The sequence below is a fragment of the Roseateles aquatilis genome (assembly GCF_002205645.1).
GTDB lineage: Bacteria > Pseudomonadota > Gammaproteobacteria > Burkholderiales > Burkholderiaceae_C > Roseateles > Roseateles aquatilis.
The window spans coordinates 387,859-413,418 of record NZ_NIOF01000001.1; the positions used below are offsets into that span (position 1 = coordinate 387,859).

Annotated in this window: 22 protein-coding genes and 2 pseudogenes; 11 read left to right on the forward strand and 13 right to left on the reverse strand. The window is 69.3% G+C overall.

What is annotated here, in order from left to right; translation table 11 throughout:
* The first annotated feature begins 10 nt into the window (after window positions 1-10).
* Together cheD and CDN99_RS01680 are read left to right on the forward strand one after the other, a co-directional pair.
* Window positions 11-682 carry a chemoreceptor glutamine deamidase CheD gene (cheD, locus tag CDN99_RS01675; RefSeq protein WP_088382374.1) on the forward strand — a complete coding sequence of 224 codons (672 nt, stop codon included), beginning with the start codon at window positions 11-13 and terminating at the stop codon, window positions 680-682.
* A 99-nt stretch (window positions 683-781) separates the two neighbouring features.
* A complete protein-coding gene (locus CDN99_RS01680) occupies window positions 782-1,888 on the forward strand; it encodes a protein-glutamate methylesterase/protein-glutamine glutaminase (protein ID WP_088382375.1) in 1,107 nt (368 codons plus the stop codon).
* A 27-nt stretch (window positions 1,889-1,915) separates the two neighbouring features.
* On the opposite strand, the gene CDN99_RS01685 is transcribed toward CDN99_RS01680, so the two are convergent.
* A complete protein-coding gene (locus tag CDN99_RS01685; protein ID WP_088382376.1) occupies window positions 1,916-2,347 on the reverse strand; it encodes a nuclear transport factor 2 family protein in 432 nt (143 codons plus the stop codon).
* Entirely contained in the window at window positions 2,344-2,781 is a 438-nt protein-coding gene (locus tag CDN99_RS01690; protein WP_088382377.1) for a hypothetical protein, read from the reverse strand. Before CDN99_RS01690 ends, CDN99_RS01685 begins: the two co-directional genes overlap by 4 nt.
* A 158-nt stretch (window positions 2,782-2,939) precedes the next feature.
* Here CDN99_RS01690 and CDN99_RS01695 point away from each other — a divergent pair, with 158 nt between their 5' ends.
* Window positions 2,940-3,902 (forward strand): LysR substrate-binding domain-containing protein, encoded by a 963-nt coding sequence (locus tag CDN99_RS01695; RefSeq protein WP_088382378.1) that lies wholly within the window; start codon window positions 2,940-2,942, stop codon window positions 3,900-3,902.
* Between the two features lie 123 nt (window positions 3,903-4,025).
* On the opposite strand, the gene hemW is transcribed toward CDN99_RS01695, so the two are convergent.
* The 5 genes from hemW to CDN99_RS01720 all read right to left on the reverse strand — a co-directional run bounded on the left by hemW (window position 4,026) and on the right by CDN99_RS01720 (window position 8,565).
* Window positions 4,026-5,210, reverse strand: a complete 1,185-nt coding sequence (gene hemW / locus CDN99_RS01700; protein WP_088383298.1) for a radical SAM family heme chaperone HemW — start codon at window positions 5,208-5,210, stop codon at window positions 4,026-4,028.
* A 10-nt stretch (window positions 5,211-5,220) separates the two neighbouring features.
* Complete coding sequence (gene rdgB / locus CDN99_RS01705; RefSeq protein WP_088382379.1) at window positions 5,221-5,826, reverse strand: RdgB/HAM1 family non-canonical purine NTP pyrophosphatase; 606 nt, start codon at window positions 5,824-5,826, stop codon at window positions 5,221-5,223.
* Window positions 5,827-5,958: 132 nt separating this feature from the next.
* Window positions 5,959-6,690, reverse strand: coding sequence for a ribonuclease PH (rph, locus tag CDN99_RS01710; RefSeq protein ID WP_088382380.1), 732 nt, complete (start codon window positions 6,688-6,690; stop codon window positions 5,959-5,961).
* 10 nt (window positions 6,691-6,700) lie between these two features.
* Window positions 6,701-7,600 (reverse strand): PP2C family protein-serine/threonine phosphatase, encoded by a 900-nt coding sequence (locus CDN99_RS01715; protein WP_088382381.1) that lies wholly within the window; start codon window positions 7,598-7,600, stop codon window positions 6,701-6,703.
* Complete coding sequence (locus tag CDN99_RS01720; RefSeq protein WP_058936168.1) at window positions 7,597-8,565, reverse strand: serine/threonine protein kinase; 969 nt, start codon at window positions 8,563-8,565, stop codon at window positions 7,597-7,599. The genes CDN99_RS01715 and CDN99_RS01720 overlap by 4 nt, the downstream gene beginning before the upstream one ends.
* 31 nt (window positions 8,566-8,596) lie before the next feature.
* On the opposite strand from CDN99_RS01720, the gene CDN99_RS01725 reads away from it, so the two are divergent.
* The 3 genes from CDN99_RS01725 (at window position 8,597) to rpoZ (ending at window position 10,462) form a co-directional block, all read left to right on the forward strand.
* Complete coding sequence (locus CDN99_RS01725) at window positions 8,597-9,514, forward strand: YicC/YloC family endoribonuclease (RefSeq protein ID WP_088382382.1); 918 nt, start codon at window positions 8,597-8,599, stop codon at window positions 9,512-9,514.
* Window positions 9,515-9,618: 104 nt separating this feature from the next.
* Window positions 9,619-10,239, forward strand: a complete 621-nt coding sequence (gene gmk / locus CDN99_RS01730) for a guanylate kinase (RefSeq protein ID WP_088382383.1) — start codon at window positions 9,619-9,621, stop codon at window positions 10,237-10,239.
* 19 nt (window positions 10,240-10,258) lie between these two features.
* Window positions 10,259-10,462 carry a DNA-directed RNA polymerase subunit omega gene (gene rpoZ, locus CDN99_RS01735; RefSeq protein ID WP_088382384.1) on the forward strand — a complete coding sequence of 68 codons (204 nt, stop codon included), beginning with the start codon at window positions 10,259-10,261 and terminating at the stop codon, window positions 10,460-10,462.
* A gap of 45 nt (window positions 10,463-10,507) precedes the next feature.
* On the opposite strand, the gene CDN99_RS01740 is transcribed toward rpoZ, so the two are convergent.
* The gene (locus CDN99_RS01740) at window positions 10,508-12,508 is read right to left on the reverse strand and encodes a DEAD/DEAH box helicase (RefSeq protein WP_088382385.1); all 2,001 of its coding nucleotides are present in this window, start codon (window positions 12,506-12,508) and stop codon (window positions 10,508-10,510) included.
* A 192-nt stretch (window positions 12,509-12,700) separates the two neighbouring features.
* Between CDN99_RS01740 and CDN99_RS01745 the strand changes: the two genes are divergently transcribed.
* Together CDN99_RS01745 and CDN99_RS29700 are read left to right on the forward strand one after the other, a co-directional pair.
* A complete protein-coding gene (locus CDN99_RS01745) occupies window positions 12,701-12,910 on the forward strand; it encodes a DUF4287 domain-containing protein (RefSeq protein ID WP_088382386.1) in 210 nt (69 codons plus the stop codon).
* Window positions 12,911-13,003: 93 nt separating this feature from the next.
* A pseudogene (locus tag CDN99_RS29700) lies at window positions 13,004-13,183 on the forward strand (type II toxin-antitoxin system HicA family toxin); the annotation flags it as partial.
* Between the two features lie 51 nt (window positions 13,184-13,234).
* Here CDN99_RS29700 and CDN99_RS29070 read toward each other — a convergent pair.
* Entirely contained in the window at window positions 13,235-13,912 is a 678-nt protein-coding gene (locus CDN99_RS29070) for a glutathione S-transferase family protein (protein ID WP_088382387.1), read from the reverse strand.
* A 171-nt stretch (window positions 13,913-14,083) separates the two neighbouring features.
* Between CDN99_RS29070 and CDN99_RS29075 the strand changes: the two are divergent.
* A pseudogene (locus CDN99_RS29075) lies at window positions 14,084-14,662 on the forward strand (2-hydroxychromene-2-carboxylate isomerase); the annotation flags it as partial.
* A gap of 122 nt (window positions 14,663-14,784) precedes the next feature.
* Window positions 14,785-15,015, forward strand: coding sequence for a hypothetical protein (locus CDN99_RS01765; protein WP_088382388.1), 231 nt, complete (start codon window positions 14,785-14,787; stop codon window positions 15,013-15,015).
* Between the two features lie 75 nt (window positions 15,016-15,090).
* Here the strand turns inward: CDN99_RS01765 and CDN99_RS01770 are convergent, their stop codons facing one another.
* The 4 genes from CDN99_RS01770 to CDN99_RS01785 all read right to left on the reverse strand — a co-directional run bounded on the left by CDN99_RS01770 (window position 15,091) and on the right by CDN99_RS01785 (window position 24,027).
* The gene (locus CDN99_RS01770; protein WP_088382389.1) at window positions 15,091-17,493 is read right to left on the reverse strand and encodes a serine/threonine protein kinase; all 2,403 of its coding nucleotides are present in this window, start codon (window positions 17,491-17,493) and stop codon (window positions 15,091-15,093) included.
* Window positions 17,490-19,370, reverse strand: a complete 1,881-nt coding sequence (locus CDN99_RS01775; RefSeq protein WP_141100592.1) for a serine/threonine protein kinase — start codon at window positions 19,368-19,370, stop codon at window positions 17,490-17,492. Before CDN99_RS01775 ends, CDN99_RS01770 begins: the two co-directional genes overlap by 4 nt.
* Window positions 19,371-19,476: 106 nt before the next feature.
* On the reverse strand, window positions 19,477-23,583 hold the full coding sequence (gene hrpA, locus CDN99_RS01780) for an ATP-dependent RNA helicase HrpA (RefSeq protein WP_088382391.1): 4,107 nt from the start codon (window positions 23,581-23,583) through the stop codon (window positions 19,477-19,479).
* 42 nt (window positions 23,584-23,625) lie between these two features.
* Entirely contained in the window at window positions 23,626-24,027 is a 402-nt protein-coding gene (locus tag CDN99_RS01785; protein WP_088382392.1) for a VOC family protein, read from the reverse strand.
* A 110-nt stretch (window positions 24,028-24,137) separates the two neighbouring features.
* On the opposite strand from CDN99_RS01785, the gene argA reads away from it, so the two are divergent.
* Window positions 24,138-25,478 (forward strand): amino-acid N-acetyltransferase, encoded by a 1,341-nt coding sequence (argA, locus tag CDN99_RS01790; protein ID WP_088382393.1) that lies wholly within the window; start codon window positions 24,138-24,140, stop codon window positions 25,476-25,478.
* Window positions 25,479-25,560 lie beyond the last annotated feature (82 nt).

Genomic DNA, 25,560 nt, shown 5'->3' on the forward strand with positions numbered 1-25,560 from the left:
TCCACACCCCATGACCCTGCCCTCCGCCTCCTCCGCCATGCAGCAAAGCGCGGCGCTGGCCAGCGCCGGCGCGGCGCGCGTGGCCCAGCTCAAGTCGGTGACGCGCAAGACCGGCGAGGCCTCGTTCTTCTTCTACGAGGCGCACTTCAAGAACGCCGCCGTCAAGGTGCTGCCCGGCGAGTACTTCGTCGACAACGACGACCTGCTGGTGATGACCACGCTGGGCTCCTGCATCGCCGCCTGCCTGTGGGATCGCCACGCGCAGATCGGCGGCATGAACCACTTCATGCTGCCCGAGGGCCATGGCGACTCGGGCCGTTACGGCTCGTACGCGATGGAGTTGCTGATCAACGAGATGATGAAGCGCGGCGCCTCCAAGAACCGCATGGAGGCGAAGATCTTCGGCGGCGGGGCCGTCATCTCCGGCATGAACACCATCAACGTCGGCGAGCGCAACACCAACTTCGTCATCGACTTCCTGAAGCTGGAGCGCATCCCCATCGTGTCCAAGGACGTGATGGACGTGTACCCGCGCAAGGTGTGCTTCCTGCCCAAGAGCGGCAAGGCGATGGTCAAGCGCCTGGCCCCGACCAACACCGACGCGCTGGTGCAGCAGGACAAGGCGGCCGCGCAGCGCGCCCAGCCGGTGGCCAGCAGCGGCGGCTCGATCGACCTGTTCTGACCGACGCCTTCGACCGTCGAGAGTCGACCGTCCAGAGCCGACATTCGAGATCCAACATTCAAGATCCGGGACGACCGCAGTACCGAGGAGTAAAGACATATGGCCAAGACCACCGTCGTCGTGGTGGATGACTCGGCGCTCGTGCGCAGCATCCTGACCGAGATCATCAACCGGCAGCCCGACATGCAATGCATCGGCGCCGCCAGCGACCCGCTCGCCGCGCGCGAGATGATCCGCAACCTGAATCCGGACGTGATCACGCTGGACGTCGAGATGCCCAAGATGGACGGGCTCGACTTCCTGCAGCGCCTGATGCGCCTGCGACCGATGCCGGTCGTGATGGTGTCGACGCTGACCGAGCGCGGCGCCGAGGTCACGCTCAAGGCGCTGGAGCTGGGAGCGGTGGACTTCGTCGCCAAGCCCAAGATCGGCGTCGCCGACGGCATCCGCGGGCTGGCGCAGGACATCACCGACAAGATCCGCATCGCGTCCAAGGCGCAGATCCGCCGCCTGCACACGGCCGCTCCGGCCTCCGGGGCGCCGGCCACGGGCGGCGCCACCCCGCCGCTCAAGCCCGCCGCGCCGATCGCGAGCCTGGGCCGCTTGTCGACCGAGAAGATCATCTTCATCGGCGCCTCCACCGGCGGCACCGAGGCGACCAAGGACGTGCTGATCAACCTGCCGGCCGACTGCCCCGCGGTCTGCATCACGCAGCACATGCCGCCGGGCTTCACGCGCAGCTACGCGGCGCGGCTGGACGGCCTGTGCAAGATCCGCGTCAAGGAAGCGCAGGACGGCGAGCGCATCCTGCCCGGCCACGGCTACATCGCACCAGGCGGCATGCACTTCAGCGTGGAGCGCTCCGGCGCCAACTACATCGCCCGCGTGCAGGACGGCGAACCGGTGAACCGGCACAAGCCGTCGGTCGAGGTGCTGTTCAACTCGGCGGCGCGCGTCGTCGGCCAGAACGCGCTGGGCATCATGCTGACCGGCATGGGCGCGGACGGCGCCAAGGCGATGAAGACGATGAAGGACGCCGGCGCCTACAACCTGGTGCAGGACGAGGCGACCTGCGTCGTCTTCGGCATGCCGCGCGAGGCCATCAACGCCGGAGCCGCCGACGAGGTGCTGCCGCTGCAGCAGATCGCCACCCGGCTGATCGAGCGGCTGCGCAGCACGGCGGGCCTGTCGATGAACCGCGTCTGATTGACGGACCGACGCGGCATCGGCGCGTCACCGCGAGGCGGGATACTCCCCGCCGAACACGAAACGGGCGCTGGCGATGCGCCCGTTTCCATGTGCGGTCCCGTTTCCGCCGGTGTCGCTGCCGTTCTCGCTCACGTTTGCGTTCCCGGGACTTGCCGGCACCACCTCGTAGATCGCGATCAGCTCGCGCGCCACCGGCCCGGTCGGCGTCTGGTTGACGATGCGTTCATGGTCGATCACGGTGTTGCCGACGGCCACCCGATGCAGCAGTTCCGCGCGCGGCCTGGACGCCGCGAACCGTGCGGCCATTCGCTCGCGCAGCGCGTCGGCGCCTTCGGCGAGCAGGCGATCGGGATACTCGTAATGGCGAGCGTCCGGCGCGTAGATCGTCAGCAGCGCGTCGACGTCATGGGCGTTGTAGGCGTCGAGCTGCGCCTGGACCAGATCGGTGGGATTCATTGCGTGCGGACCTTCCGTCCGGGATTCGGATGAGAGGACGTGTTGCCGCGAGCGTCGCCCGAGCGCATGTCCGGATCGAGGCTCGCGCCCATCGTCGGACCGATGTTCGACCGTCCCGTCCCCGTGTCCGCGCCAGCACCCATGCCGGCACTCGCATGCGCCCCTGCTCGCGGCGAACTGCCGTCCGCGACGAGGATGCGCCTCGCCACTTGCACCTTCGCCAGGCGCTCGGCCTCGCGATCGGCGACGCGCTTGTCGAGCGCGGCGATCCGCAGCTCGGCGCCGACGTCGCTGAACGCGTGGGCGTTCGAGATCAGCAGCAGCGCGGCCAGCACCGCGACCACCACCACCAGCGCCGGGCCGATGACCGGGAAGCGCGGCCAGGGGGTGCAGGTGTAGCAGGGCAAGGCTTGGGGGATTTCAGGCTCGTTCATGGTCGCTCCTTCGTTTGCCGAGGGGGACAGGGGCCCGACCCAGGAGGGGTGGGCCTTTCCTCGACATGTTGGTCATGCTACGTAGGCAGAAACTGACTCACAAACGCTATATCCTTGCCTCTTTGAGTAGACAACCTACCCAGCAAGGACCCCCGACGATGCGCAGCCCTCGCCTGCCCCTGCAATACCTCGCCGCGTTCCGGGCCGCCGGACTGCACCAGAACCTGCGCGCCGCCTCCGAGGAGCTGAACCTGACGCACAGCGCGGTCAGCCAGCAGATCCGGGCGCTGGAGCTGCAGTTGGGCTTCCCGGTCTTCGACCGCCAGGGGCGGCGGGTCGTGCTGAACGCCGCCGGGCAGGCGCTGCTTCGAAGCGTCGAGCGCGCCTATCAGGAGCTCGACCAGGGCCTGCGCGCCGCGACCGCGGCGCATGGCGTCGAACAGCGCAGCCTGCGCATCACCCTGCTGCCGTCCTTCGCGCAACGATGGCTGCTGCCGCGGCTGGGCCGATGGCACGCCTGTCATCCGGAAGTGACGCTGGAGATCGAGGCTACGCCGCGCCTCGTCGACCTGGAGCGCGAGGGTTTCGATCTGGCGCTTCGCCAGGGGCTGGGCCCGTGGCCCGGCGTGATCAGCGAGCCGCTGTTCGATCTCTCGATGCTGCCGGTGGCCTCGCCCGCGCTGGCGCATCAGCTCATCGGTCAGCCACTGGAAGCGCTGGCGCAGGCGCCGCTGCTGGGGGATCCCGGGCAATGGGAGACCTGGTTCGAGCAGGCCGGGCTGCGCCGGCAGGTGGTGCCGGTGGCGATCTTCAACGACTTCGGCATCCTGCTGCAGGCGGCCGAGCAAGGCATGGGCGTGGGGCTGACGCGCGAGCTGCTGGCGGCGGACGCGCTGCTCGACGGGCGGCTGGTGCGGGTCGCGCCGCGGCAGGCGATGCTCAAGGAGCCGCAGCGGTATCACATCCTCTATCCGCCGGGCTCCAAGGACGAGCCGGCGCTGCGCGCCTTCATCGACTGGCTGCACCAGGAAACGGCGCAGTCGCGCGCGGCACTGGACGGCTCCCTCACCTGCCTGGCCACGGGCAAGGTGAGCGCCGCGGCGGCCAGCCCGCCGGCCTGACACGGACCGGCGCGTCCAGCGTCGATGGCACGGGGGACGCGCACCACGGGCAGGCGATCGCGCCTGCTCGCGCAGTGCTCATTCCGCCTATCCGCGCCGGGTGGCGCCCGCGGCTCGCGCGGCTCAAGACGCCAGGAACAGCTCCTGCAAGTCGCTGAGGAAATCGAAGCCCCGCGGCGTCGCGCGGATCACCGTCGGGTCCGTCTCCAGCAGGCCCTTCGCGCGGCCTTGCTCCAGGGCCTTGGCGATGCTCGACGGCGGCAGGCCGGTGCGCTCGAGGAAGCTCTGCATCGGCACGCCCTCGCGCAGGCGCAGCGCATTCAGCATGAACTCGAAGGGCAGCTCGCCGCGCGCGACCTCGTTCTCGTTGGACACCGCCTGACCCTCGGCCGCCTTGGCCATGAAGGTCGCCGGATCGCGCCAGCGGACCTGGCGCAGCACGCGGTGCGCGAAGGAGAGCTTGGTGTGCGCGCCGGCGCCGATGCCCAGGTAGTCCCCGAACTGCCAGTAGTTGAGGTTGTGGGCGCAGCGGTGGCCGTCGCGCGCATAGGCCGAGACCTCGTAGCGCCCCATGCCCTTCGCGCCGGTGCGGGCGGTGATCAGGTCCAGCATCTCGCTGGCCAGGTCGGGGTCGGGCAGCTTGTCCGGCGGCGCGTTGGCGAAGCGCGTGTTGGGCTCGATCGTCAGGTGATAGACCGACAGATGCGGCGGATCGAAGGCCAGCGCGGTCGCGAGGTCCTGGTCCAGCTCCGCCAACGTCTGCTCCGGCAGCGCGTACATCAGGTCGATGTTGAAGGTGCCGAAGGCGCGGGCCGCCTCCTCGATCGCGGCGCGCGCCTGCGAGCCGCTGTGCACGCGGCCCAGGGCGTGCAGCTTCGCGTCGTCGAAGCTCTGCACGCCGATGGACAGCCGCGTCACGCCCGCCTGCGCGAAGCCGGCGAAGCGGTCGCGCTCGAAGGTGCCGGGGTTGGCCTCCATCGTGATCTCGCAGCCGGGCTCCAGCGGCAGGCGTGCGCGCAGGTCGGAGATCAGCTCGGCGATCTGCTCCGGCGGGAACAGGCTGGGCGTGCCGCCGCCGATGAAGATCGACACGACCGAGCGCCCCCAGATCAGCGGCAGCGCGGCCTCCAGGTCGGCGCGCAACGCGGCCAGGTACTCGCGGGCAGCTTCGACGCTCAGCTCGCGGCCGTCGCGCCATTCATGCGAGTTGAAGTCGCAGTACGGGCACTTGCGCAGACACCACGGCAGATGCACGTACAGGGACAGCGGCGGCAGCGCCGACAGCGTCAGCGTGCCGGGCCGCATCATGCGGATGATGTCAGCCAAGGTGCCAGGCCTCGCGCATCTGACGCAGCAGCTCCTGCGCGGCCAGCGCGCGATGGCTGAGGCGGTTCTTCTCGTCGGCGCCCAGCGCCGCGACGCTCTTCCCGAGCTCGGGAATGAACATCAGCGGGTCGTAGCCGAAACCGCCCTCGCCCTGCGTGGCGGCCAGGATCTCGCCCTGCCAGCGGCCCATCGCGATCAAGGGCTCGGGGTCGTCGGCCGAGCGCACCGCCACCAGCGCGCTGACGAAACGCGCGCGCCGATCGGTCAGGCCGCTCATCTTTTCCAGCAGCACGCGGTTGTTCTCGTCATCGCTCTTCTCGCGCCCGAACAGCGTCGCGTAGCGCGCCGACAGCACGCCCGGCATGCCGCCCAGCGCCTCGACCGCCAGGCCGGAATCGTCCGCCAGCGCCGGCAGGCCGCTGTCGCGGGCCGCGTGGCGGGCCTTGGTCAAGGCGTTCTCGACGAAGGTGTGGAAGGGCTCTTCCGCCTCGGGAATGCCCAGGCTGCCCTGCGTCACGAGTTCCAGCCCGAGCGGCTGGAACAGCGCCTGCAGTTCCTTCAGTTTCTTGGCGTTGTTGGAGGCCAGGACCAACTTCATCGCTTGCTCCGATCGTCTGGATTCATCACGGGTGGACGGTGACATCGACATCGAGGTCGACACCGCCGTCGACATCAAATTCGAAAGCGCCGACGGCCCCTCGCGGGGCCGTCCGGGCGGCGTCTCCGAGGGTCAGAGACCCAGGGCGTGCCGCTGCGCGGCGAGCAGGTCGCGGATGCCCTTCCCGGCCAGGTTCAGCAGCACGTCGACCTCGGCGCGGGTGAAGGCCACGCCCTCGGCGGTCCCCTGCAACTCCACGAAGTGTCCCGCACCTGTCATGACCACGTTCATGTCGGTGTCGCAGGCCGAGTCCTCGACGTATTCGAGGTCCAGCAGCGCCTGGCCGTCCAGGATGCCGACCGAGATCGCCGCGACCGCGTCGCGCAGCGGCGATTCGGTGATCTTGCCCTGCGCCAGCAGCCAGGTCACCGCGTCGTGCGCGGCCACGTAGGCGCCGGTGATGGCCGCGGTGCGGGTGCCGCCGTCGGCCTGGATCACATCGCAGTCGATCTGGATGGAGCGCTCGCCCAGCTTGCTCAGGTCGAAGACGGCGCGCAGCGAGCGCCCGATCAGGCGCTGGATCTCCTGCGTGCGCCCGCTCTGCTTGCCGCGCGCGGCCTCGCGGTCGCTGCGGGTGTGGGTGGCGCGGGGCAGCATGCCGTATTCGGCGGTGACCCACCCCTCGCCGCTGCCACGCTTGTGCGGCGGGACCTTTTCCTCGACGGAGGCGGTGCACAGCACCTTGGTGTCGCCGAACTCGATCAGCACGGCGCCCTCGGCATGGCGGGTGTACTGGCGGGTGATGCGGACCGGACGCAGGGCGTCGGCCGCGCGCCCGGCGGGGCGGCTGGCGATGGCAGTCATGGGAATTCCTTCAGCTGGGTTTCTTGCCGGCGCGGCGGATCGCGTCCTGGATCTCGCGCACGGCGGAATCGATCTCGGCCTCGTCCAGTTGCACGTCCTGCGCGGCGCCGTGGATCGTCGAGGCGAAGCCCTGGTCGTCCAGGTCCTGGGTGGAGATCGAATCGGGGGCTTCGCCCTCGCCTTCCCACTCCACGGCCAGGGCGGTGACGTTGTCGCTGCGCGCGCCGGCCTGGCGCAATGCCTGCTCGACCAGCTCCGGCACCGCGTCGGCGACATTGCGGCTGTCGGACAGGTGACGCAGGATGTCGGCGTCGGAGACGGAGCTCCACAGACCGTCGGAGCACAGCAGCATGCGGTCGCCGTTCTGCAGCAACACCGGGCCGTTGACGTCGATCATCGGCTTGCCGGGGCTGCCCAGGCAGGTGAACAGCACGTGCCGGTTGAAGCGCTCGGCGCCGGTCGCGTGGCGGCCGAGCGCCTCCTGCAGCTCGCTGTAGGAGTGGTCGCGGGTGCGGGCGATCAGCTCGGCGTCACGCAGCAGGTACATGCGCGAATCGCCGCAGTGGGCCCACCACAACTGCCCTTGCTGCATCACGCCCACGACGACCGTCGTGCGCGGCGTGTCGTTCATGCCGCGCTGCGCGGCGTAGGCGATCAGTTGCTGATGGGCGAGCAGCACGGCGGTCTCGAGGAACTGCGCCGGCTGCTTGAGGACCGGCTGCGCGTCGCGCTGGAACAGCGCGGCGACGTTCTGCAGCGCCATGTGCGCGGCGACCTCGCCCTCGGGATGGCCGCCCATGCCGTCGGCAAGCGCGAACAGGCCGGACTCGCGGGTATAGCAATACCCCATGCGGTCCTCGTTCTTCTCGCGGCCGCCACGGCGGCTCACCTGGTAGACCGAGAACTTCACGCCTTCGCCCCGGTCTTCAGGTTCTCCAGCTGCAGCTTGAGGCGCTCGCTGAAGCTGAGCTTGGTGTAGCGGCGCTCGGTCTCCCGGGACAGCTCCTTCTGCAGCGCGAAGACGCTCTGCGGACGGGTCAGCGGGTCCAGCGACATGCACCACTCGGTCACTTCGAGCAGGTTGTCGGAATAGACATTACGCAGCCGCGACAGGGACAGCCCGAGGCGATCCTTCTCCAGGCGCTGCGGCGCGTCGTTGGGCGGGTAGCCCTGCATGCAGGCGTAGATGCAGGCGCCGATCGCGTAGATGTCGGTCCACGGGCCCAGGGAGCCGTCGCGGCGGTACATCTCGGGCGCGGCGAAACCCGGCGTGTACATCGGCCGGATGAAATTGCCTTCCTTCGACAGCACTTCGCGCGCCGCGCCGAAATCGAGCAGCACCGCCTTGTTGTCGTTGGTGATGAAAATATTCGCCGGCTTGATGTCCAGGTGCAGCATCTTGTGCTGATGGACGATGCGCAGGCCTTTGAGAATTTCGTCGAAGAGCGAGCGGATGGTTGATTCGCGGAAGACCTTGTCGCGCTTCAAATCTCGCGCGGTCACGATGAAATCCTGCAGGGTATCGCCCTGCAGGTAATTCATGACCATATAGACGGTCTCGTTTTCGCGCAGGAAATTCAACACCGAGACGACGCTCGGATGGGAAATTTGCGCGAGTGAGCGGCCTTCTTCGAAAAAGCTGCGCAGCCCCAACCGATAGAGGGGCTGTTTTTCGGGCTTCACGCGAGGCGTGAGCTCTCCGGGGGATCGTTCGGCCAACGATGACGGGAGGTATTCTTTCAGCGCCACCAAATGATGGTCGGGGTCTTCGGCCAAATAAACGACGCCGAATCCACCCGCGGCCAACTTCTTGATGATCTGATAGCCCCCCACCACCGTGCCTGCGGGCAAGGGCGCCGGTTTCGGCTTTGACATAATCGCGATTCGATTGCTCTACCGATAGCTGATGCCAGTTTACAGCATGACCGGTTATGCCAGCGCCACGGCACAACCCTCGAACTCCGGCGAAACCCCTAGCTCCGTGGCCGCTCCGGCGGTGACGGTGGAGGCCCGGTCCGTCAATGGCCGTTTTCTCGACCTGAGCTTCCGCATGCCCGACGAGCTGCGCTCGCTCGAGCCCGCACTGCGCGACCTGGTCACCGCGCAGGTCAAGCGCGGCAAGATGGAGTTGCGCATCAACATCCAGCGCGATACCGACAGTTCCTGGCCGAACCCGCAGCCAGACCAGCTCAACCGGCTGTCGCGGCTGGAATCGCAGGTCCAGTCCTGGCTGCCGAAGGCGCAGGGATTGAGCGTGCAGGAGGCCTTGAACTGGTGCAAGACCGGCACCGTCGGCGCGAGCGCCGGGGACGAAACGGTGCTCGAGGCGGCCCGCGCCTGCATCAAGGGATTCCTGGAAGCGCGCGAGCGCGAAGGGGCCAAGCTGGTGACGATGCTCAAGCAGCGCGTCGCCACTTTACGGGACCTCGCCACACAAGCCGAGCCGCTGATTCCGGCGGCCGTGCAGCGCCAGCGCGAGCGTTTCCTGGAACGCTGGCAGGAGGCGCTGAGCGCGACCGGCGCGGCGCAGACGATCTCCGAGCAGACCCTGCAGGAACGCGCCGTCAACGAGGCCGCCGCCTACGCGCTTCGCATCGACGTCGCCGAGGAACTGACGCGGCTGCGCGCGCATCTGGACGAGGTCGAGCGGCTGTTGAAGAAGGGCGGCGAGGTCGGCAAGCGGCTGGACTTCCTGATGCAGGAGCTGCATCGAGAGGCCAACACGCTGGGCTCCAAGGCGGTGGCGCTGGAGCTGACCAACATCTCGGTCGAGATGAAGGTGGCGATCGAGCAGTTGCGGGAGCAGGTGCAGAACCTGGAGTGATCCGCCGCCGCCCCGAGGCCCGGCCGTCGCCCGCGTGAACTAGTTCGCCGGGCGAGTTGGCCGTGCCGACGAGGGCTTCACGACCTCCCCCCTAAAATCACACGATGGAATACCCGGGCAATCTCTTCGTCGTCGCCGCTCCGAGCGGCGCCGGCAAATCCAGCCTCGTCAAGGCGCTGCTGGAGCTGGACGCCAAGCTGAGCGTCTCCGTCTCGCATACCTCGCGCGCGCCGCGCGGCCAGGAACAACACGGTCGCGAGTACCTGTTCATCGCGCCGGACGAGTTCCGGTCGATGGTCGACCGCAGCGAGTTCTTCGAGTGGGCGGAAGTCCACGGCAACCTCTACGGCACGTCGCGCGCGGCCATCGAGGCGCGCATCTCCCACGGTGACGACGTCGTCCTGGAGATCGACTACCAGGGCGCGCTGCAGATCAAGCAGCTGTTCCCGCACGCGGTGCTGATCTTCATCCTGCCGCCGAGCTGGGACGAGCTGAAGCAGCGCCTGATCCGCCGCGGCGACACCGAGGAGGCCGTCATCGCCCAGCGCATGGAGAACGCCCGGCACGAGGTCGCCCAGGCGCGGCACTTCGATTTCGTGGTCATCAACGCCGTGTTCGAGACCGCCCTTTTCGACCTGAAGTCGGTCGTCCAGGCACAACGGCTAAAATACGCGACCCAGCGCCGGAACCGCTCCACCGTCTTCCGCGCGCTCGACCTCATCTAACACCCACCAGGAAACCACCATGGCCCGCATCACTGTCGAAGACTGCATGACCAAGATCCCGAATCGTTTCCAGCTGGTGCTCGCCGCGACCTACCGCGCCCGGATGCTCAGCCAGGGCCACGCGCCCAAGCTGGAGTCGAAGAACAAGCCCGGCGTGACCGCGCTGCGCGAAGTCGCCAATGGCGACGTCGGCATCGAGATGCTGCGCCGCGTGCCCGTCTGACGACCGGCCTCGGCTCGATGGAACGCCCCGCTCGCGGGGCGTTTTTCATTGTCGGCGCCAGAACCCGGCGTCGATGAGCTGCTCGGCGCCGGTGCGTTCATTGATCAGCCAGAACTGCCGCCCGTCTGGGGCGATGCGCGCCACCTCCCCGACGATCCGCCCGGCCGCCACACGCAGGCCACGCGTGTTGAACGGGAACGTCGGCTGCTTCGCCAGCGTCGCGAGCGGCACCGCCTCGCGCGTGTCGCCGGCCAGCCGCATCCGGTTGAGGATAGGCGCGAGGATCTCGTTCGTCGCGTCCGCCGCCGATAGATAGACCACCACCTTCGCCTGCGCGCGGCTCAGCGCGACATTGAGCAGGCGCCGGGCCTCCTCCGTGCGCAGGAAAGGTTGCGTGCCGTCCGCGGGATCGAAGAACACCACCGGCGCCTCGCTGCCCTGCGCGCGGTGCACGGTGCTGACCTTGACGCGTTCGTCGACCCCGGCCGCGAAGAGCCGCTGCCGGATCAACGCCCGCTGCGCGCGGAACGGCGTCAGCACGATCAACTCATGCGGGGCCCAGTCCCCGCTGTCGAGCGCGGCGGCCACCGTGGCCGCGATCGCATCGGCCGATTCGCGCCGCACCGGCCCGCGGTCGGCGGCGGACCAGTGGCCGTCGCGCGTCATGTGCCGCACCTGGACGTGGACCTCCGCGGGGATGTCGTCGATCGCCCGCGCCCGCTCCGCCCGCCAGGCCGGCGACGCCTGCGCATCCGCCGCCACGCGCAGCTTGCCGTCGTAGAACATGTCGCTGACAAGCGCCCCGATCGCCGGCGCCATGCGCGATTGCTCGTCCAGCAACGCCACCGACGGCCCGTCCTTGGGCATCGCCGAGAACGGCGACCGCCCCAGCCACATCCGCGCGCCGCGGTCCTCGCTGCGCAGCACCGGCGACAGCTGCTGCGGATCCCCGGCGAAGAGGCAAGCGAGCCCCAGCGGCATCAGCGCCAGCGCATGCGCCAGGCTGACCTGGCTCGCCTCGTCGAAGACGACGAGGTCGAAGGGCGGCTCGTCATCGGCCGACAGCTCGCGCAGCGTCCTCAGCGTGAAGACCGCGTGCGTCGTCGTCATGGCAGCAAGCCGGCAACGGCGCAGCACCTGGAGCGAGGACGATCGCAGCTCGTCGCGCAGCCGGGACACGCGATCAGACCAGGCCTTCAATCCAGTCGCGTCGCGCGACGACGGCCGCGCTGCTTCCGCCTGCGCCAGGCGCGCGATCAGGTCGCGGTCCAGCGCCGGGATGAGGTGCTCGCGGCCTTCGTAGGCGGCCGCGTCGAAGCGCGCGCCGAGCCGCTGCACCGTGTCTCGCAGGTGCTCGCGGCGGCCCTTGTGCAACGCCTTGTCGACCGCCAGCGTGGCCAGGTCCACGGCGTGATTCGTCGTCGACAGCAACAGCACGCGCGCGGTCGGCCGTCGGTCCAGGTACTCGGCGAGCAGCACGCCCAGCGTCGTCGTCTTGCCGGTGCCGGGCGGCCCCCAGAGAAAGGCGTTGTCCATGCCGACCAGCGCCAGTGCCGCGCGCTGCGCCGGCCGCAGCCACCGGAACGGCGAGCCGTCGAGCCCCGGCGCGTCGTCCCGGGCCCGCGGCCGCGACAGGCCCGGCAGGCACGCGGCGGCGCGCGTCGCCCAGCCGGTGTCCCACCACGCATCGGCGACCGCGTTGAGGAACCGCGGCGGGTAGAGACGGATCAGATGGCCCGCGTCGGGCGGCGGCGCGGTCGCGTTCTGCAGCACCAACTGGTCGTCCTCCACCGCCACCGCGAGCACGCTCGCCCCGCCCTTGGTCGGCGCGCCCCACCACGCCGAGGCGCCGTCGAGCCGGTCGTCCAGCAGCGTCTGCGCGGAGACCTGTCCCGGCCGCTGCCCCTCGGCGAAGACGTAGCCGGGTTCCAGCGTCACGCGCCACAGCGCGCCGTCCTGCTCGGCGCGCAGGACCTTGAAGTCGTAATACTCGGGCGTCGCGGCCAGCTCGGCCTCGATCGCCGCGCGAATGTCGGCGATGGGCATGGGCGCGACGGGAAATGCGGGGATGGCAACGGAGGCGGGACTATAGCGGCGCCTCGCCGCTCACCCATGGGCCTGACGGACAACGCAGCGCTGCTTTAATCGGTCGATGCCTCGACCCGAGGCGTGTCGAATCCGACGCGCCTCGTTCGTCGTCTGAATATCCCTCGTCCACCTCAACAACGGAGCTTGCGCATGCCCACCGAAGAAAAAGTCAAAGGCCCCGCCTCCTACTTCCCCTCCATCGAGAAGAAGTACGGCCAGCCGATCGATCACTGGATGAAAACGCTCAAGGCCGCCGGCCCGATGAAGCACATGGAGCTGGTCAACCTGCTGAAGGCCGACCACGAGATGGGCCACGGGCATGCGAATGCGCTGGTGGCGTACTTCCTGGCGAAGCAATAGGGACTGTGTGGTCGGCGCGTCACCCGCGCGAGGAATCCGACGACATCGAAGGCGGAATCGCGTTCAACACCACGCTTCGTTTGGAGTAGCCCCATGGGCGCCGGTGAGCCGGTGCTCACCGCCAGGGAAGTCGAACGGCCCCTGCTCGCGCTCGGATTCGTCCGCAGGGCTGGCAAGGGAGCGCATCGCTTCTATCGTCATGGGGACGGCCGGACGACGACCGTGCCTTTTCACGCGGGCTGCGACATTCGCCCCACGTTGCTCCACACGATCTGCGCCGACATCGACATGACGATCGACGAGTTCGTCATGCCGAGATCAACCTCAGCCCCCACCCAACAACTCATACGGCCCACCCCGCTCCAACGCTTTCCGATACGCCGGCCGCGCGTGGATGCGCTGGAGGAAGTCCGTGATGCGGGGCTGCCGCGCCACGGCGCCGCCGCGCATGACGGCCGCTTCGAGCGGGAAGCTCATCTGCACGTCCGCCGCCGTGAACTGCGGGCCCGCGAACCATGGGTTCCTGGTCAGTTCCGCTTCCAGGTAGTTCATGTGACTGTCGATCTGCGGCTGCACGAAGGTCGCCTTCGCCTTCGCGGCGATGCCCCGGGCGATCGGCTTGACGAAAAACGGCACCGGCGCGCGCTCGATGCGGTCGAAGACCAGCTTGAGCAGCAGCGGCGGCATCGCCGAGCCTTCGGCGTAATGCATCCAGTAGCGGTAACGCAGCGCGTCCTCCGTGCCCGCCACCGGCTTCAGGCGACCGTCGCCGTAGCGGTCGACCAGGTACTCCAGGATGGCGCCGGACTCGGCGACGACCAGCCGGTCGTCGGTGATCACCGGGGACTTGCCGAGCGGGTGCACGGCACGCAGCTCGGGCGGCGCCAGCATCGTCTTCGGGTCGCGCTGGTAATGCTTGATCTCGTAGGGCAGCCCGAGTTCCTCGAGCAGCCACAGGACCCGTTGCGAGCGGGAGTTGTTGAGGTGGTGGACGGTGATCATCGGCGCAGTCTATGCGCGCCGGCCGGCGCGCACGCGTTGCCCGCCCCACCCATCCGGCGGATGCGGCCCCGGCCCGATCCGGGCACCCTCCTACAATCCGCGCGCCCGCGCCTCCCCCACTGTGGCGCGGACCAACCAGGAGCCCGCATGTCTGCCCCGATCGACTTCTATTTCGACTTCGCCTCGCCCTACGGCTACATCGCCGCGCAGACCATCGACGCGGTCGCCGCCAAGCACGGCCGCAACGTCAACTGGCATGCCATCGTGCTCGACGCCAACTTCCAGTCGCTTGAACGCATCCGCATCCCCAGCAGCGTCATGCGCAGCGACTACATCCGCCGCGACGTGGAACGCCTGGCGGCCTTCATGGACGTGCCGTTCAACACGCCCTCCTCGCTGGGCCTGCACACCGAGATGGCCGCGCGCCTGTTCCACTGGTTCAACGACCGCGACCCCGAGCAGGGCCGCAAGTTCGCCCAGGCCGTCTACCGCGCCTATTTCGTCGACGACCGCAACATCGCGCAGGGCGAAGTCCTGCAGGACCTGTGCGCCACCCAGCACATCAGCCCCGACCAGCTCCAGGCCCTGTCCAACGACAGCGCCACCCGCGCCCGTCTCAAGGCCGAGATCGACCTCGCCGAGGCCCGCGGCGTGTTCGGTTCACCGTTCTTCATCGTCGAAGGCGAGCGCTTCTGGGGCAACGACCGCATGCCGCAGCTGGAGCACTGGCTGGCGCACGGCCCGTATTGACGGCGGACGGATCGACCACGGCTCGTTACTTCTTGTCGGGCGGGTAATGTCCGGCCCAGGGGGTCATCGAGGGAGGGGCGGGAGGCGTTTCAGACGCATCCCCCCTTTTCTGGAGGCCCATCATGCGAGTCATCCGTCCCCTCCTCCTGACCCTGGCGGCCACCGCGCTCATGGCCTCGCTGACCGGTTGCGTCGTCGCGCCGGTCCAGCCCTATGCCTACGGACCGCCGGTCTATGACGCCGGCTACGCCGCCGGACCGCCCGTCGTGGGCTACGTCTGGTTCAACGGCTTCTGGGGCTACGACCGTGGCGTGCGCCGCTGGAACGGCGGCCACTGGGGCCCGCGCCGTTGAGCGCGGCCCGGCGCCGCGCGCCAGACCCGAGGGTCCGCGCCGGCCGCCGGCATCCGGCGGCCGCGCGGCCGACGCTCAGGACGCCTGCTTGAAGGCCATCACGGCCTGGTTGCGCAACGTGCGCAGCAGCGAGAGTTGCTTCTCGTCCAGCACCACGCTGCCCGGCTGCGTCTTGTCCGCGTAGATCATCGCGAACGGCGCACCGCGCAGCGCCATCGGCAGGATCAGGAAGCTGTGCGCCTTGGCCCCGTTGAGGAACCACGGCGGCAGGCGCTCCGCGATCCTGGGCTGCGACGCATCGGCGATCAGCGTGTCCACGCCCTTGGTGCAGACCGCCGTGAACAGGTCGGCCTGCAGGCCCGGCATCACCCGCAGCGGCACCCGGAACAGCGGCACCACCGCCTCGACGCCCTCGCCCAGGCCGAAGCGGCCGGTGAGCGTCTCGGTCTTGGGATCGCGCAGGCAGAAGATCACCCGGCGGAAACCCAGGCCGCGGTACATCGTCTCCAGGATCATGCGCAGGATCTCGTTGAGCTTGAAGCTCTCGACCATCGCGTTGGTGATGTCCTGGATGCCGGCGGCCAGCGTCGCCGCCGCCTGCTCCGGAGGAATCGCGCCCGCGGGCGTCTGGCCGTCGACCAGCGTCGCCTGCAGCTGATGCGGCGACAGCGTGTCCTCCGGCGACGGCGTCAGCGGCGCCAGCAGGCGCTGCGCCGGCGAGCCCTTGGGCAGCTGGATGTCCATCGCCAGCGCCAGTTGCGACAGCCGCTGGCGCGCCTGGTCGGCCGCCGCCTCGAAGGCCTTGGCCTCGACGCCCAGGCCGCGCGCGTAGCGCTGGGCCATCGCCCGCACCTTGGCGTGCGCCTCGGCGGGATCGCTGTTCAGGATGACCTCGGCGACATCGTTGCTCGCGCGCCCCAGCCAGCGCATGCGGTCGGACGAATGCTCGACCAGCCGCGTCGGCGCGTCGCCCTCGGGCCGGCGCATGCTGCGCTGCAGGCTGTCCGGGAAACCCCATTGCCGCGCCACGCCCAGCCCCAGGTCCTCGTAGCTCAGCCCCAGCACCTGCGCCGACGCGCCGCCCTCGCTCACCGGCGGCGCGGCCTGGTCGCCCATGCCGCGCTCCGGCCGCACCAGCCGGCGCACCTGCTGGGCTTCCTCGGGCAGGTAGAACTCGGCCAGCAGGCGGCCCAGCCCCTGGAACATCGTCGTGAGGAAGGACTCCTCGTTCTCGCGCGGCACCAGGCACAACTCGCGCGCCAGCGAGCCGGCCATCAGCGAGCGCAGGAACTCTTCCTTGAGCCGCTGCGCATGGCCCTTGTTCTCCATCCGCTCCAGCAGCACGAGCGACAGCGCCAGGTTGCGGATCCCGCCGAAACCGATCAACGCCACCGCGCGCGACACGGTGCTGATGTGCCCGCCGCCGGCATGGCTGAACTGCACCGTGTTGACCAGCCGCAGCAGCTTGTTGGTCAGCGCCACGTCCTTGAGGATCTCGTTGGAGAGCGTGGTCAGGCTCTCGTTCTCCGACTGCGTCATGCGCTGGATGCGCGCGACGGAATCGGCCATCGCCGGAAAGTCACTGCGGTGGCGCATGCGGCGCAGCAGGAAGTCCAGCGTCGCATTGCCGCCCTCGCCGCCGGCCGGCGCCTCGCTGGCCGGATGCAGCCAGGCGGCCAGCGCGTCGTGGAAGGACTTGGCGTCGGGCCAGCGCTGCGCCGTCTCGCGCGACAGGCCGCGCATCAGCACCGCGCGCAGGGCGTCGTCGCTGTCCGGGCCCAGGTCGGCCGGCGGATCGAGCGTCTGCTCCATGGCGCGCCGCACCGCGCGCCAGGGATCGGCGTCGTAGTTCAGGCGCTGGCCGGAGAGCATCTCGCTCAGCATCACCGCCGCGGCGAAGACGTCCATCACCGGCGCCGCCGGCTCGCTGCGCGCCGCCTCCGGCGAGATGTAGCCCGGCGTGCCGACGATGCGGTCGGGCCTGGCGCCCGGCAGACCGACGGTGCTGACGCGCCCGGCGATGCCGAAGTCCATCACCTTGGGCCGCCCCTGCCCGTCGATCAGGATGTTGGACGGCTTCAGGTCGCGATGCACGACACCGGCCTGGTGCGCGGCGTGCAGCCCGTCCAGGATGCCCAGCATCAGCGTCACCGCGTCGCGCGCCGGCAGCCGGCCGCGCTGGCGCAGCCGCTCGGTGAGCGTGCCGCCGGGCACGTACTCGAAGACCATGTAGGCCTGCCCGGCCTCGATGTCGGCCTCGAAGACCGGCACGATGTTGGGGTGGGTCAGGCGGCTGACCGCGCGGGCCTCGTGCAGCCAGGCGTCGACGCTGGCGCGGTCCGTGCCCTGCGTCAGCACCTTCAGCGCGACCTCGCGGTCCAGCCGGGGATCGTGGGCCAGCCAGACCACCGCCTGCGCGCCCTTTCCCAGGCTGCGCAGCGGCTTGAATCGCCCGACGGCGGGCGGCATCACGGTCATGACCGATCCTTGTCCGGCGCCGGGCCACCCGCGGGCGCCGAGGCGGCCGACGCCGGCGGGGCGGGCATGGCCGGCGAGGTGGACGAGGCCGACTCGGCCCGTTCGCGCAACCGCGACCGCGGCGCCACCGTGGCCGCCACGCCGACCGCCGGATCGGTGACCGCCTCCAGCCCGAGATCACCGCCCTGCAGCGCGCCCAGCGCGTCGTAGACCTCGCGCAAGCCCAGTCCGAGCGCCCGCGCGTAACGCCGCGTCGCCAGCTCGATGGCCGTCTGGCGCTTGCGCTCCGGCACGCCCAGCGCGTCGATCAATTCGTTGGCCAGGCTGCAGGTCAGGCGCAGCACCTCGGTGTCGCCGTCGGCATGGCGCACCGGCGCCTCCTGCGGCTGGCGGCGCATCATGTGCTGCAGCTCGTCGCCCAGGCCCCAGTACTTGGCCACGGCCAGGCCCAGGCTCTCCAGGTCGCAGCCCAGCACGGCGTAGGCGGCGGACTGCTCGGTCATGCCGCGCGGATTGGGGTTGTCCTCGGAGACTTCCGGCGCCACCTGCAGCTGGCGGATCTGCTGGGCGTCGTCCGGGAAGTGGTACTGCACCAGCAGCCGGCCCAGGTTCTGCATCAGCGTGATCAGGTAGACGACCTCGGCGTCGTAGCCGGCCGGCCGCAGCGCCTGCGCGACCTGGCCGGCGCGCTGCACGCGGCGCATCACGCTCTGCATGAAGGCGGCCTGGCCGTCGTTCATCGGACCGGGCCAGGGCTTGATCGCGCGGGCCGCTTCCTCCAGGCCGTTCAGGCCCAGCATCGCGATCGCGCGCTGCAGGTTCAACACCGTGCCGCCGCTGGTCGGTCCCTGCTGGCGCAGCGCGTTGTTGACACGGCGCAGCAGCTCCAGCGACAGCGCCATGTCCTTCAGCGCCATCGCCGCGAGCTGGCTGCCGTGCTGCGCCTCCAGCGACGACGACATCGCCGTCGTCACCAGCCGGCTGGTGGTGCTGGGCAGATGGCCGAAGCGCTGCATCTTGTCCTTCAGCAGCGCGATCGGGCCGCCGTCGTCCTGCTCCGCGGCCTGGCGCCAGCCGTCCAGCGCGCGCCAGAAACTGCGCGCCAGGTGATAGCGCTGGCGCGTCTGCCGGTCGGTGGCGCGATTGACGATCGCGCGCAGCGGCTCGGGGATCGGGTACGGCGTCTCCCAGCCCAGCCGCACCAGCTCGTGGCCCTGCGGCTGCATGCGATGCAGCACAAGTTGCAGGTCGGGTTCGTCCAGCACCGGCTTGCCGGTCAGCAGGCGATGCAGGACCAGGCCGATGCCGACGACGTCTTCCTCCGCGGCCTCGCGGACCACGCGGCGGGTGGCGGCGTTGAAGTCGGCGCTGGCGGGCACGATCTCCTGCGCCACCTCCAGCCCGAGCACGCGCACGTGATTGGAACCGTCGACGACGATGTGCGCCGCCTGGATGTCGCGGTGCGCATGGCCGGCCTCGTGCGCGAAGGCCAGGCCCTCCAGCGCCTGCGCCGCCCACACCGCCGCGTCCAGCGGCAGCGGCGCGCCAGCCTTGGCGATGCGCTCCTCCAGCGTTTCGCCCAGCGCGCGGTCGTAGGCGACGTAAGGCCAGGGATCGATGCGGCCGGACTCGACCACATGCGCCAGATTGGGGTGATGGATACGGGACGCCGCGTCCGCCGTCTTCAGCCAGTGCAGCATCGCCGACTCGCTGTTGGGCTTCTCGCGCGGCATCATCAACAGCATCTCCTGGCCGTGGTGCGTGTCGAACACCAGCCAGAGCATGCTGCGCTGGCTCTTGTGCAGCAGCGCGCGCAGCTCGAAGCGGCCGAATCGCCGCATCGGAGCGGCGGAGGAGTTGTTGATCGTTTCAGACACGAGTGATGAGCAGCACCCAGCTGTGCCAGGGCCACGGACCTTTTGTAGCTTGGATTGGACCGAAAACCCGTTGTCCCCGCCTGAAGAAGTAAGGGCGATTCTCCGCTCAGTTTTGTAACTGCGCCCAGACCTTGTCCAGGCGCTTGACACTGACCGGCTGCGGGGTGCGGAGCTCCTGCGCGAACAGGCTCACCCGCAGCTCCTCCAGCTGCCAGCGGAAATCGTCGATGCGCGCGTCCGGCGTGCCCTTGAGCTCCGCGACCCGGCGCGACCAGCGCTGCTCCAGCGGCCGCAACTCCGCCAGCAGCTTCGCGTCCCGGGCGGCGTCGGCGCGCAGCTTGTCCAGCCGCAGCGTGATGCCCTTGAGGTAACGCGGGAAGTGCTGCAGCTGGCTCCACGGCGTCTGCAGCACGAAGCGCTTGGGCATCAGCCGCTGCAACTGCGCCTGCAGATCGTCGACGACCTCCTTCGAGGCCGAGCGCGTGTCCTTGAGCTTGCGCAGCGCGCCCTGGTACTCGATCAGCACGTTGAAGGCCTGGCGCGCCACTTCCTGCGCGATCAGGTTGAGCCGCGCGCGGCCCTCTTCCAGCCGCGCCTTGAAGCTGAATTCATCGACAGGCAGCGGGTCCGCGAGGAAGGCGCGCTCCAGCGCGACGGCCACGATCTGGTCGCGCAATTCCTCCGCCGTCCCCAGGCTCATGAACGCGACCGCCATCTGCGTCAGGTCGGGGATGTTCTTCTCGAGGTACTTCAGCGGCTCCTTGAGCTGCAGCGCCACCAGCCGGCGCAGGCCGGCGCGGTGCTTGGCGGCGGCGACGTCGGGCTCGTCGAAGACTTCGATCTCGACGTGCCCGCCCTTGTCGATCAGCGCGGGGAAACCGATCAGCGTCTGGTTGCCGCGGCGGATCTCCATCAGCTCGGGCAACTCACCGAAGGTCCAGGCGGTGTAGGCCTTGGCCGCATCGGTCGCGGCCTTGGCCGGCGGCGCCACCGTCGCCTTGACGACGCGCGGCCCCTTGCCGTCGGCGGACGGCGCGGGCTCCGGCGCCGGGGCGGACGCGTCGCCCTGCCCTTGCAGCTTGAGCGCCGCCAGCGCCTGGAACGCCGAGCGCGCCTGGCCGCCCAGTTCCGCCTTCAGCGTCGCCAGGTGGCGGCCCATGCCGAGTTGCCTGCCGTGCTCGTCGACGACGCGGATGTTCATGAACAGGTGGGCCGGTACCTGCTCCAGCTTGAAGTCGTTGCGCTGCACGGCGACCTGCGAGCGCTCCTTCACCGCCTTCAGCAGCACGTCCACCAGCCCACCCTGCGCGAACGGGTGCAACTCGACGAACTCGGCGACGAACTCCGGCAGCGGCGTCAGCCGCGCGCGCGGCTTCTGATGCAGGCTCTTGAGCAGCGCCAGCACCTTGGCCTCCAGCATGCCGGGCACCAGCCAGTCGGTGCGCTCGTCGTTGACCTGGTTGAGCGCGTAGATCGGCACGGTGACGGTCAAGCCGTCGCGGGAGTCGCCGGGCTGATGCAGGTAGGTCGCGACGCAGTCGACGCCGCCCAGGCGGATCGTCTTCGGGAACGCGTTGCTGGTGACGCCGGCGGCCTCGTGCCGCATCAGCTCGTCGCGGCTGAGTTGCAGCAGGCGCGGGTTGGCCTTGCTGGCCTCGCGGAACCACTTCTCCAGCGTCACGCCGGAGTACACGTCCGCCGGCAACTGCTGGTCGTAGAAGGCGTGGATCAGCTCGTCGTCGACCAGCACGTCCTGCCGGCGGGACTTGTGCTCCAGTTCCTCGACCTTGGCGATCTGCTTCTGGTTGTGGGCCAGGAACGGCAGCCGCGTCTCCCAGTCGCCGTTGACCAGGGCCTCGCGGATGAAGATCTCCCGCGCCGCCGCCGCGTCGACGCGGCCGAAGTTCACGCGTTTGTTGTTGTAGAGCACGATGCCGTAGAGCGTCGCCCGCTCCAGCGCGACGACCTCGGCGGCCTTCTTCTCCCAGTGCGGCTCCAGCAACTGGGTCTTGATCAGATGGCCGGCGATGCCGGGCAGCCACTGCGGCTCGATCGCCGCGATGCCGCGCCCGAACAGCCGCGTCGTCTCCACCAGCTCGGCCGCCACGATCCAGCGCCCCGGCTTCTTGCTCAGGTGCGCGCCGGGATGGCGCCAGAACTTGATGCCGCGCGCGCCGAGGTACCAGTCGTCGTCGTCCGACTTCAGGCCGATGTTGCCCAGCAGGCCCGCCAGCATCGACAGGTGGACCTGCTCGTAGGTCGCCGGCGCGCCGTTCAGGCGCCAGCCGTGCTCGGCCACCACGGTGTGAAGCTGCGAGTAGATGTCGCGCCACTCGCGCACGCGGCGCGGATTGACGAAGTTGTCCCGCAGCAGTTGCTCCTGCCGGCGGTTGGAGAGCTTGTGCTCGCCCTCGCCGCCGCGGCTCTCGCCGATCCACTTCCAGAGCTTCAGATAGCCCATGAACTCCGACTTCTCGTCGTCGAACTTCTTGTGCTTCTCGTCGGCCTGCTGCTGCTGGTCCATCGGGCGGTCGCGCACGTCCTGGCCGGTCAACGCGCTGGCGATCACCAGCACCTCGCTGAGCGCGTCGCGCTTGCGCGCCTCCAGGATCATCCGGCCCACGCGTGGATCGAGCGGCAGCCGGGACAGCTCGTCGCCCATCGGGGTCAGCTCGTTGCGTTCGTCGACGGCGCCCAGCTCATTGAGCAACTGGTAGCCGTCGGCGATCGCCTTGCGCGGCGGCGGCTCGATGAACGGGAAGTCCTCGACCTGGCCCAGGTGCAGCGCCTTCATCCGCAGGATCACGCCCGCGAGCGAGCTGCGCAGGATCTCCGGATCGGTGAAGCGCGGCCGGCCGAGGTAGTCCTTCTCGTCGTACAGCCGGATGCAGATGCCGTTGCTGACGCGGCCGCAGCGGCCCGCGCGCTGGTTGGCCGCCGCCTGGCTGATGTTCTCGACCTGCAGCTGCTCGACCTTGTTGCGATAGCTGTAGCGCTTGACCCGGGCCAGGCCCGGATCGATGACGTAGCGGATGCCGGGCACCGTCAGCGAGGTCTCGGCGACATTGGTCGCCAGCACGATGCGCGGCTGGCCGTGCGGCTGGAAGACGCGGTTCTGCTCCTGCTCGGACAGGCGCGCGAACAGCGGCAACACCTCCACGCCGGGCGGATGGTGTTTGCGCAGGGCGTCGGCGGCCTCGCGGATCTCGCGCTCGCCGGGCAGGAAGACCAGCACGTCGCCGCGGCCGTCGCGCCAGAGCTCGTCGACGGCATCGCAGATGGCGTTGTTGACGTCGTACTCGCGCGATTCCTCGAAGGGCCGGTAGCGCTGCTCGACCGGGAACAGCCGACCCGAGACCATGATGGTCGGCGCCGGCCCCTTGGCGGAGGCGAAGTGCCGCGCGAAGCGGTCCGCGTCGATGGTGGCCGACGTGACGATCACCTTCAGGTCGGGCCGGCGCGGCAGGATCTCGCGCAGGTAGCCGAGCAGGAAGTCGATGTTGAGGCTGCGCTCGTGGGCCTCGTCGATGATCAGCGTGTCGTAGGCCTGCAGCAGCGGATCGGTCTGCGTCTCGGCCAGCAGGATGCCGTCCGTCATCAGCTTGACCGAGGCGCCGGCCGAGAGCCGGTCCTGGAAGCGCACCTTGTAGCCGACCACGTCGCCCAGCGGCGACTTGAGCTCCTCGGCGATGCGCTTGGCGACGCTGGACGCCGCGATCCGGCGCGGCTGCGTGTGGCCGATCAGCCCGCCGCCGTTGCCGCGCCCGCGGCCCATGGCCAGCGCGATCTTGGGCAACTGGGTGGTCTTGCCCGACCCGGTCTCGCCGCAGACGATGACGACCTGGTGCTCCTCGATCGCCCGCGTGATCTCGTCGCGGCGGCCGGAGACCGGCAGCAACTCGGGGAACTCGATCGGCGGGATGGGCGTGGCCGGCGCCCGGTCGGCGCGGGGGGGCCGCGGCGGGCGGTCGGCACGCGGCGGACGTTCGGCGCGCGGCGGTCGGTCCGGCCCGGGCGCCCGGTCGGCGCCGGTCGCACGGTCACCCCGGGGCGGACGGTCCGTGCCCGGCGGGCGGTCGCCCCGGGGCGGTCGCGCGGACGGACGGTCGGCGGCGGGCTCGGACGGACGCTCGGCGCGCGGCGGGCGGGGGTCCTTCGGAGTCGGCGGCGATGGCGGCGACGGCGGGGCGGGGGCGTTGGTGTTCTGACTCACGGGGCGCGGATTATCTCGCGCCCCGCGCGGCCGTCCCGGACGTCAGGCCTTCTCGTCCGGCATCTCCACGTAGGTGATGACGTTGAACACGGCGCCCTGCGGATCCTGCAGCGTCGCCATGCGGCCCACCGTCGGCACCTCCATGATCTCCATCAGCACCTTGGCGCCCATCTGCCTGGCCTGCGCCACCGTGTCGTCGACGTTGTCCACGGTCACGTACACGCCCCAGGCGGGCGGCATGCCCTGCTGCGGGCAGGCGGTCAGGCCGCCGACGGCCGTGTCGCCCACCTTCAGCACCTGATAGGGCGGCGCGCCGGGCGGCCCGCCGGGCATGGACTCGACGCTCCATCCAAAGAGCTTGCCGTAGAACTCGGCCGCCTTGGCGGGGTCGCTGGTCAGCAGCTCGGACCAGCTGAAGGCACCGTGTGTCTTGAAGACTTCCATCGCTCGCTCCTGGGGGTGTTGTGGAGGCGCCATGCTCCGCCACCCGCCCGTGCGCCGCAAGTGACCCCGCGCCTGTGTTGAGGGGACAGGCTGTTGCACAATCCGCGCCCATGAGCCTGGTTTTCCCCCATACCTTCGTGCCGTGGTTTCGCGCGGTCGCGCCCTATATCCACGCGTACCGCGGTGAAACTTTCGTCGTCGGAATGACAGGGGAAATGATCGCGGCCGGCAAGCTCAACAGCTTCGTCCAGGATCTGGCGATCATGCATGCGATGGGCATCAAGATCGTGCTGGTCCACGGTTTCCGCCCGCAGGTCAACGAGCAACTCGCCGCCAAGGGCCACCAGCCGCAATACAGCCACGGCATGCGCATCACCGACGGCATCACCCTCGATTGCGCCCAGGAGGCCGCCGGCCAATTGCGCTTTGAAATCGAGGCGGCGTTTTCGCAGGGCCTGCCCAATACGCCGATGGCCAATTCCACGGTGCGCGTGGTGTCAGGCAATTTCCTGACGGCGCGGCCGGTCGGCATCGTCGACGGCGTCGATTTCAAGCACAGCGGCATCGTGCGCCGCGTCGACGCGGCGGCGATCCAGCGCGCCATCGATATCGGCGCGATCGTGCTGATGTCGCCGTTCGGTTTCTCACCCACCGGCGACGCCTTCAATCTCATGATGGAAGACGTCGCAACGGAAACCGCGATCGCGCTGCAGGCCGACAAGCTGCTGTTCATGACGGAAGTCGACGGCGTTCGCGAGAATCCGGACGACCCGGACAGCGCGATCGATACCGAACTCGCGCTGGCCGACGCGAAACGCCTGATCGGGAAACTCCCGCCGCCCACGCAGCCGACCGATGTCGGTTTTTATCTGAAGTACTGCGTGAAGGCGTGCGAATCCGGCGTGGAACGTTCGCACATCCTGCCGTTCTCGGTCGACGGCGCGTTGCTGCAGGAGGTCTATACCCATGACGGCATCGGCACGATGGTGGTCGACGAGAAACTGGAAAGCCTGCGCGAAGCGACCCACGACGATATCGGCAGCCTGATTGCGTTGATCGAACCGTTCGAGCGCGACGGCACGCTGGTCAAGCGCGACCGCAGCGAAATCGAACGCGACATCGAGTCCTATACCGTCATCGAACACGACGGCGTGATATTCGGCTGCGCCGCGCTGCATCCCTATCAGGAAGCGCGCACCGCCGAAATGGCGGCGCTGACGGTGTCCAGCGCGGTCCAGGGCCAGGGCGACGGCGAGCGCATCCTCAAGCGCATCGAGCAACGCGCCAAGGCGATGGGCCTGAGCAGCATCTTCGTGCTGACCACCCGCACCATGCATTGGTTCATCAAACGCGGCTTCCAGCCGGTCGACCCGAACTGGTTGCCCGAGGAACGCAAGCGCAAATACAACTGGGATCGGCGTTCGCAGGTCCTCGTCAAGAAACTGGGTTGAAGCCCGCCGCCCGCGCCATCACCGTGGCGATCGGCGCGATCTTCTTCCCGGGTTCTTTTGTTCCACACACTCCCCCAACACT

Coding starts and splice junctions, on each gene's coding strand:
- CDN99_RS01720 (WP_058936168.1), bottom strand. CDS start 8,565: ATGTCAAAGCCGAAACCGGCGCCCTTGCCCGCAGGCACGGTGGTGGGG.
- CDN99_RS01765 (WP_088382388.1), top strand. CDS start 14,785: ATGCGAGTCATCCGTCCCCTCCTCCTGACCCTGGCGGCCACCGCGCTC.
- CDN99_RS29070 (WP_088382387.1), bottom strand. CDS start 13,912: ATGATCACCGTCCACCACCTCAACAACTCCCGCTCGCAACGGGTCCTG.
- CDN99_RS01785 (WP_088382392.1), bottom strand. CDS start 24,027: ATGGAAGTCTTCAAGACACACGGTGCCTTCAGCTGGTCCGAGCTGCTG.
- CDN99_RS01690 (WP_088382377.1), bottom strand. CDS start 2,781: ATGAACGAGCCTGAAATCCCCCAAGCCTTGCCCTGCTACACCTGCACC.
- CDN99_RS01770 (WP_088382389.1), bottom strand. CDS start 17,493: ATGACCGTGATGCCGCCCGCCGTCGGGCGATTCAAGCCGCTGCGCAGC.
- cheD (WP_088382374.1), top strand. CDS start 11: ATGACCCTGCCCTCCGCCTCCTCCGCCATGCAGCAAAGCGCGGCGCTG.
- CDN99_RS01695 (WP_088382378.1), top strand. CDS start 2,940: ATGCGCAGCCCTCGCCTGCCCCTGCAATACCTCGCCGCGTTCCGGGCC.
- argA (WP_088382393.1), top strand. CDS start 24,138: ATGAGCCTGGTTTTCCCCCATACCTTCGTGCCGTGGTTTCGCGCGGTC.
- rph (WP_088382380.1), bottom strand. CDS start 6,690: ATGACTGCCATCGCCAGCCGCCCCGCCGGGCGCGCGGCCGACGCCCTG.
- hemW (WP_088383298.1), bottom strand. CDS start 5,210: ATGATGCGGCCCGGCACGCTGACGCTGTCGGCGCTGCCGCCGCTGTCC.
- CDN99_RS01680 (WP_088382375.1), top strand. CDS start 782: ATGGCCAAGACCACCGTCGTCGTGGTGGATGACTCGGCGCTCGTGCGC.
- CDN99_RS01745 (WP_088382386.1), top strand. CDS start 12,701: ATGCCCACCGAAGAAAAAGTCAAAGGCCCCGCCTCCTACTTCCCCTCC.
- rpoZ (WP_088382384.1), top strand. CDS start 10,259: ATGGCCCGCATCACTGTCGAAGACTGCATGACCAAGATCCCGAATCGT.
- CDN99_RS01725 (WP_088382382.1), top strand. CDS start 8,597: ATGCCAGTTTACAGCATGACCGGTTATGCCAGCGCCACGGCACAACCC.
- gmk (WP_088382383.1), top strand. CDS start 9,619: ATGGAATACCCGGGCAATCTCTTCGTCGTCGCCGCTCCGAGCGGCGCC.
- rdgB (WP_088382379.1), bottom strand. CDS start 5,826: ATGAAGTTGGTCCTGGCCTCCAACAACGCCAAGAAACTGAAGGAACTG.
- CDN99_RS01685 (WP_088382376.1), bottom strand. CDS start 2,347: ATGAATCCCACCGATCTGGTCCAGGCGCAGCTCGACGCCTACAACGCC.
- CDN99_RS01740 (WP_088382385.1), bottom strand. CDS start 12,508: ATGCCCATCGCCGACATTCGCGCGGCGATCGAGGCCGAGCTGGCCGCG.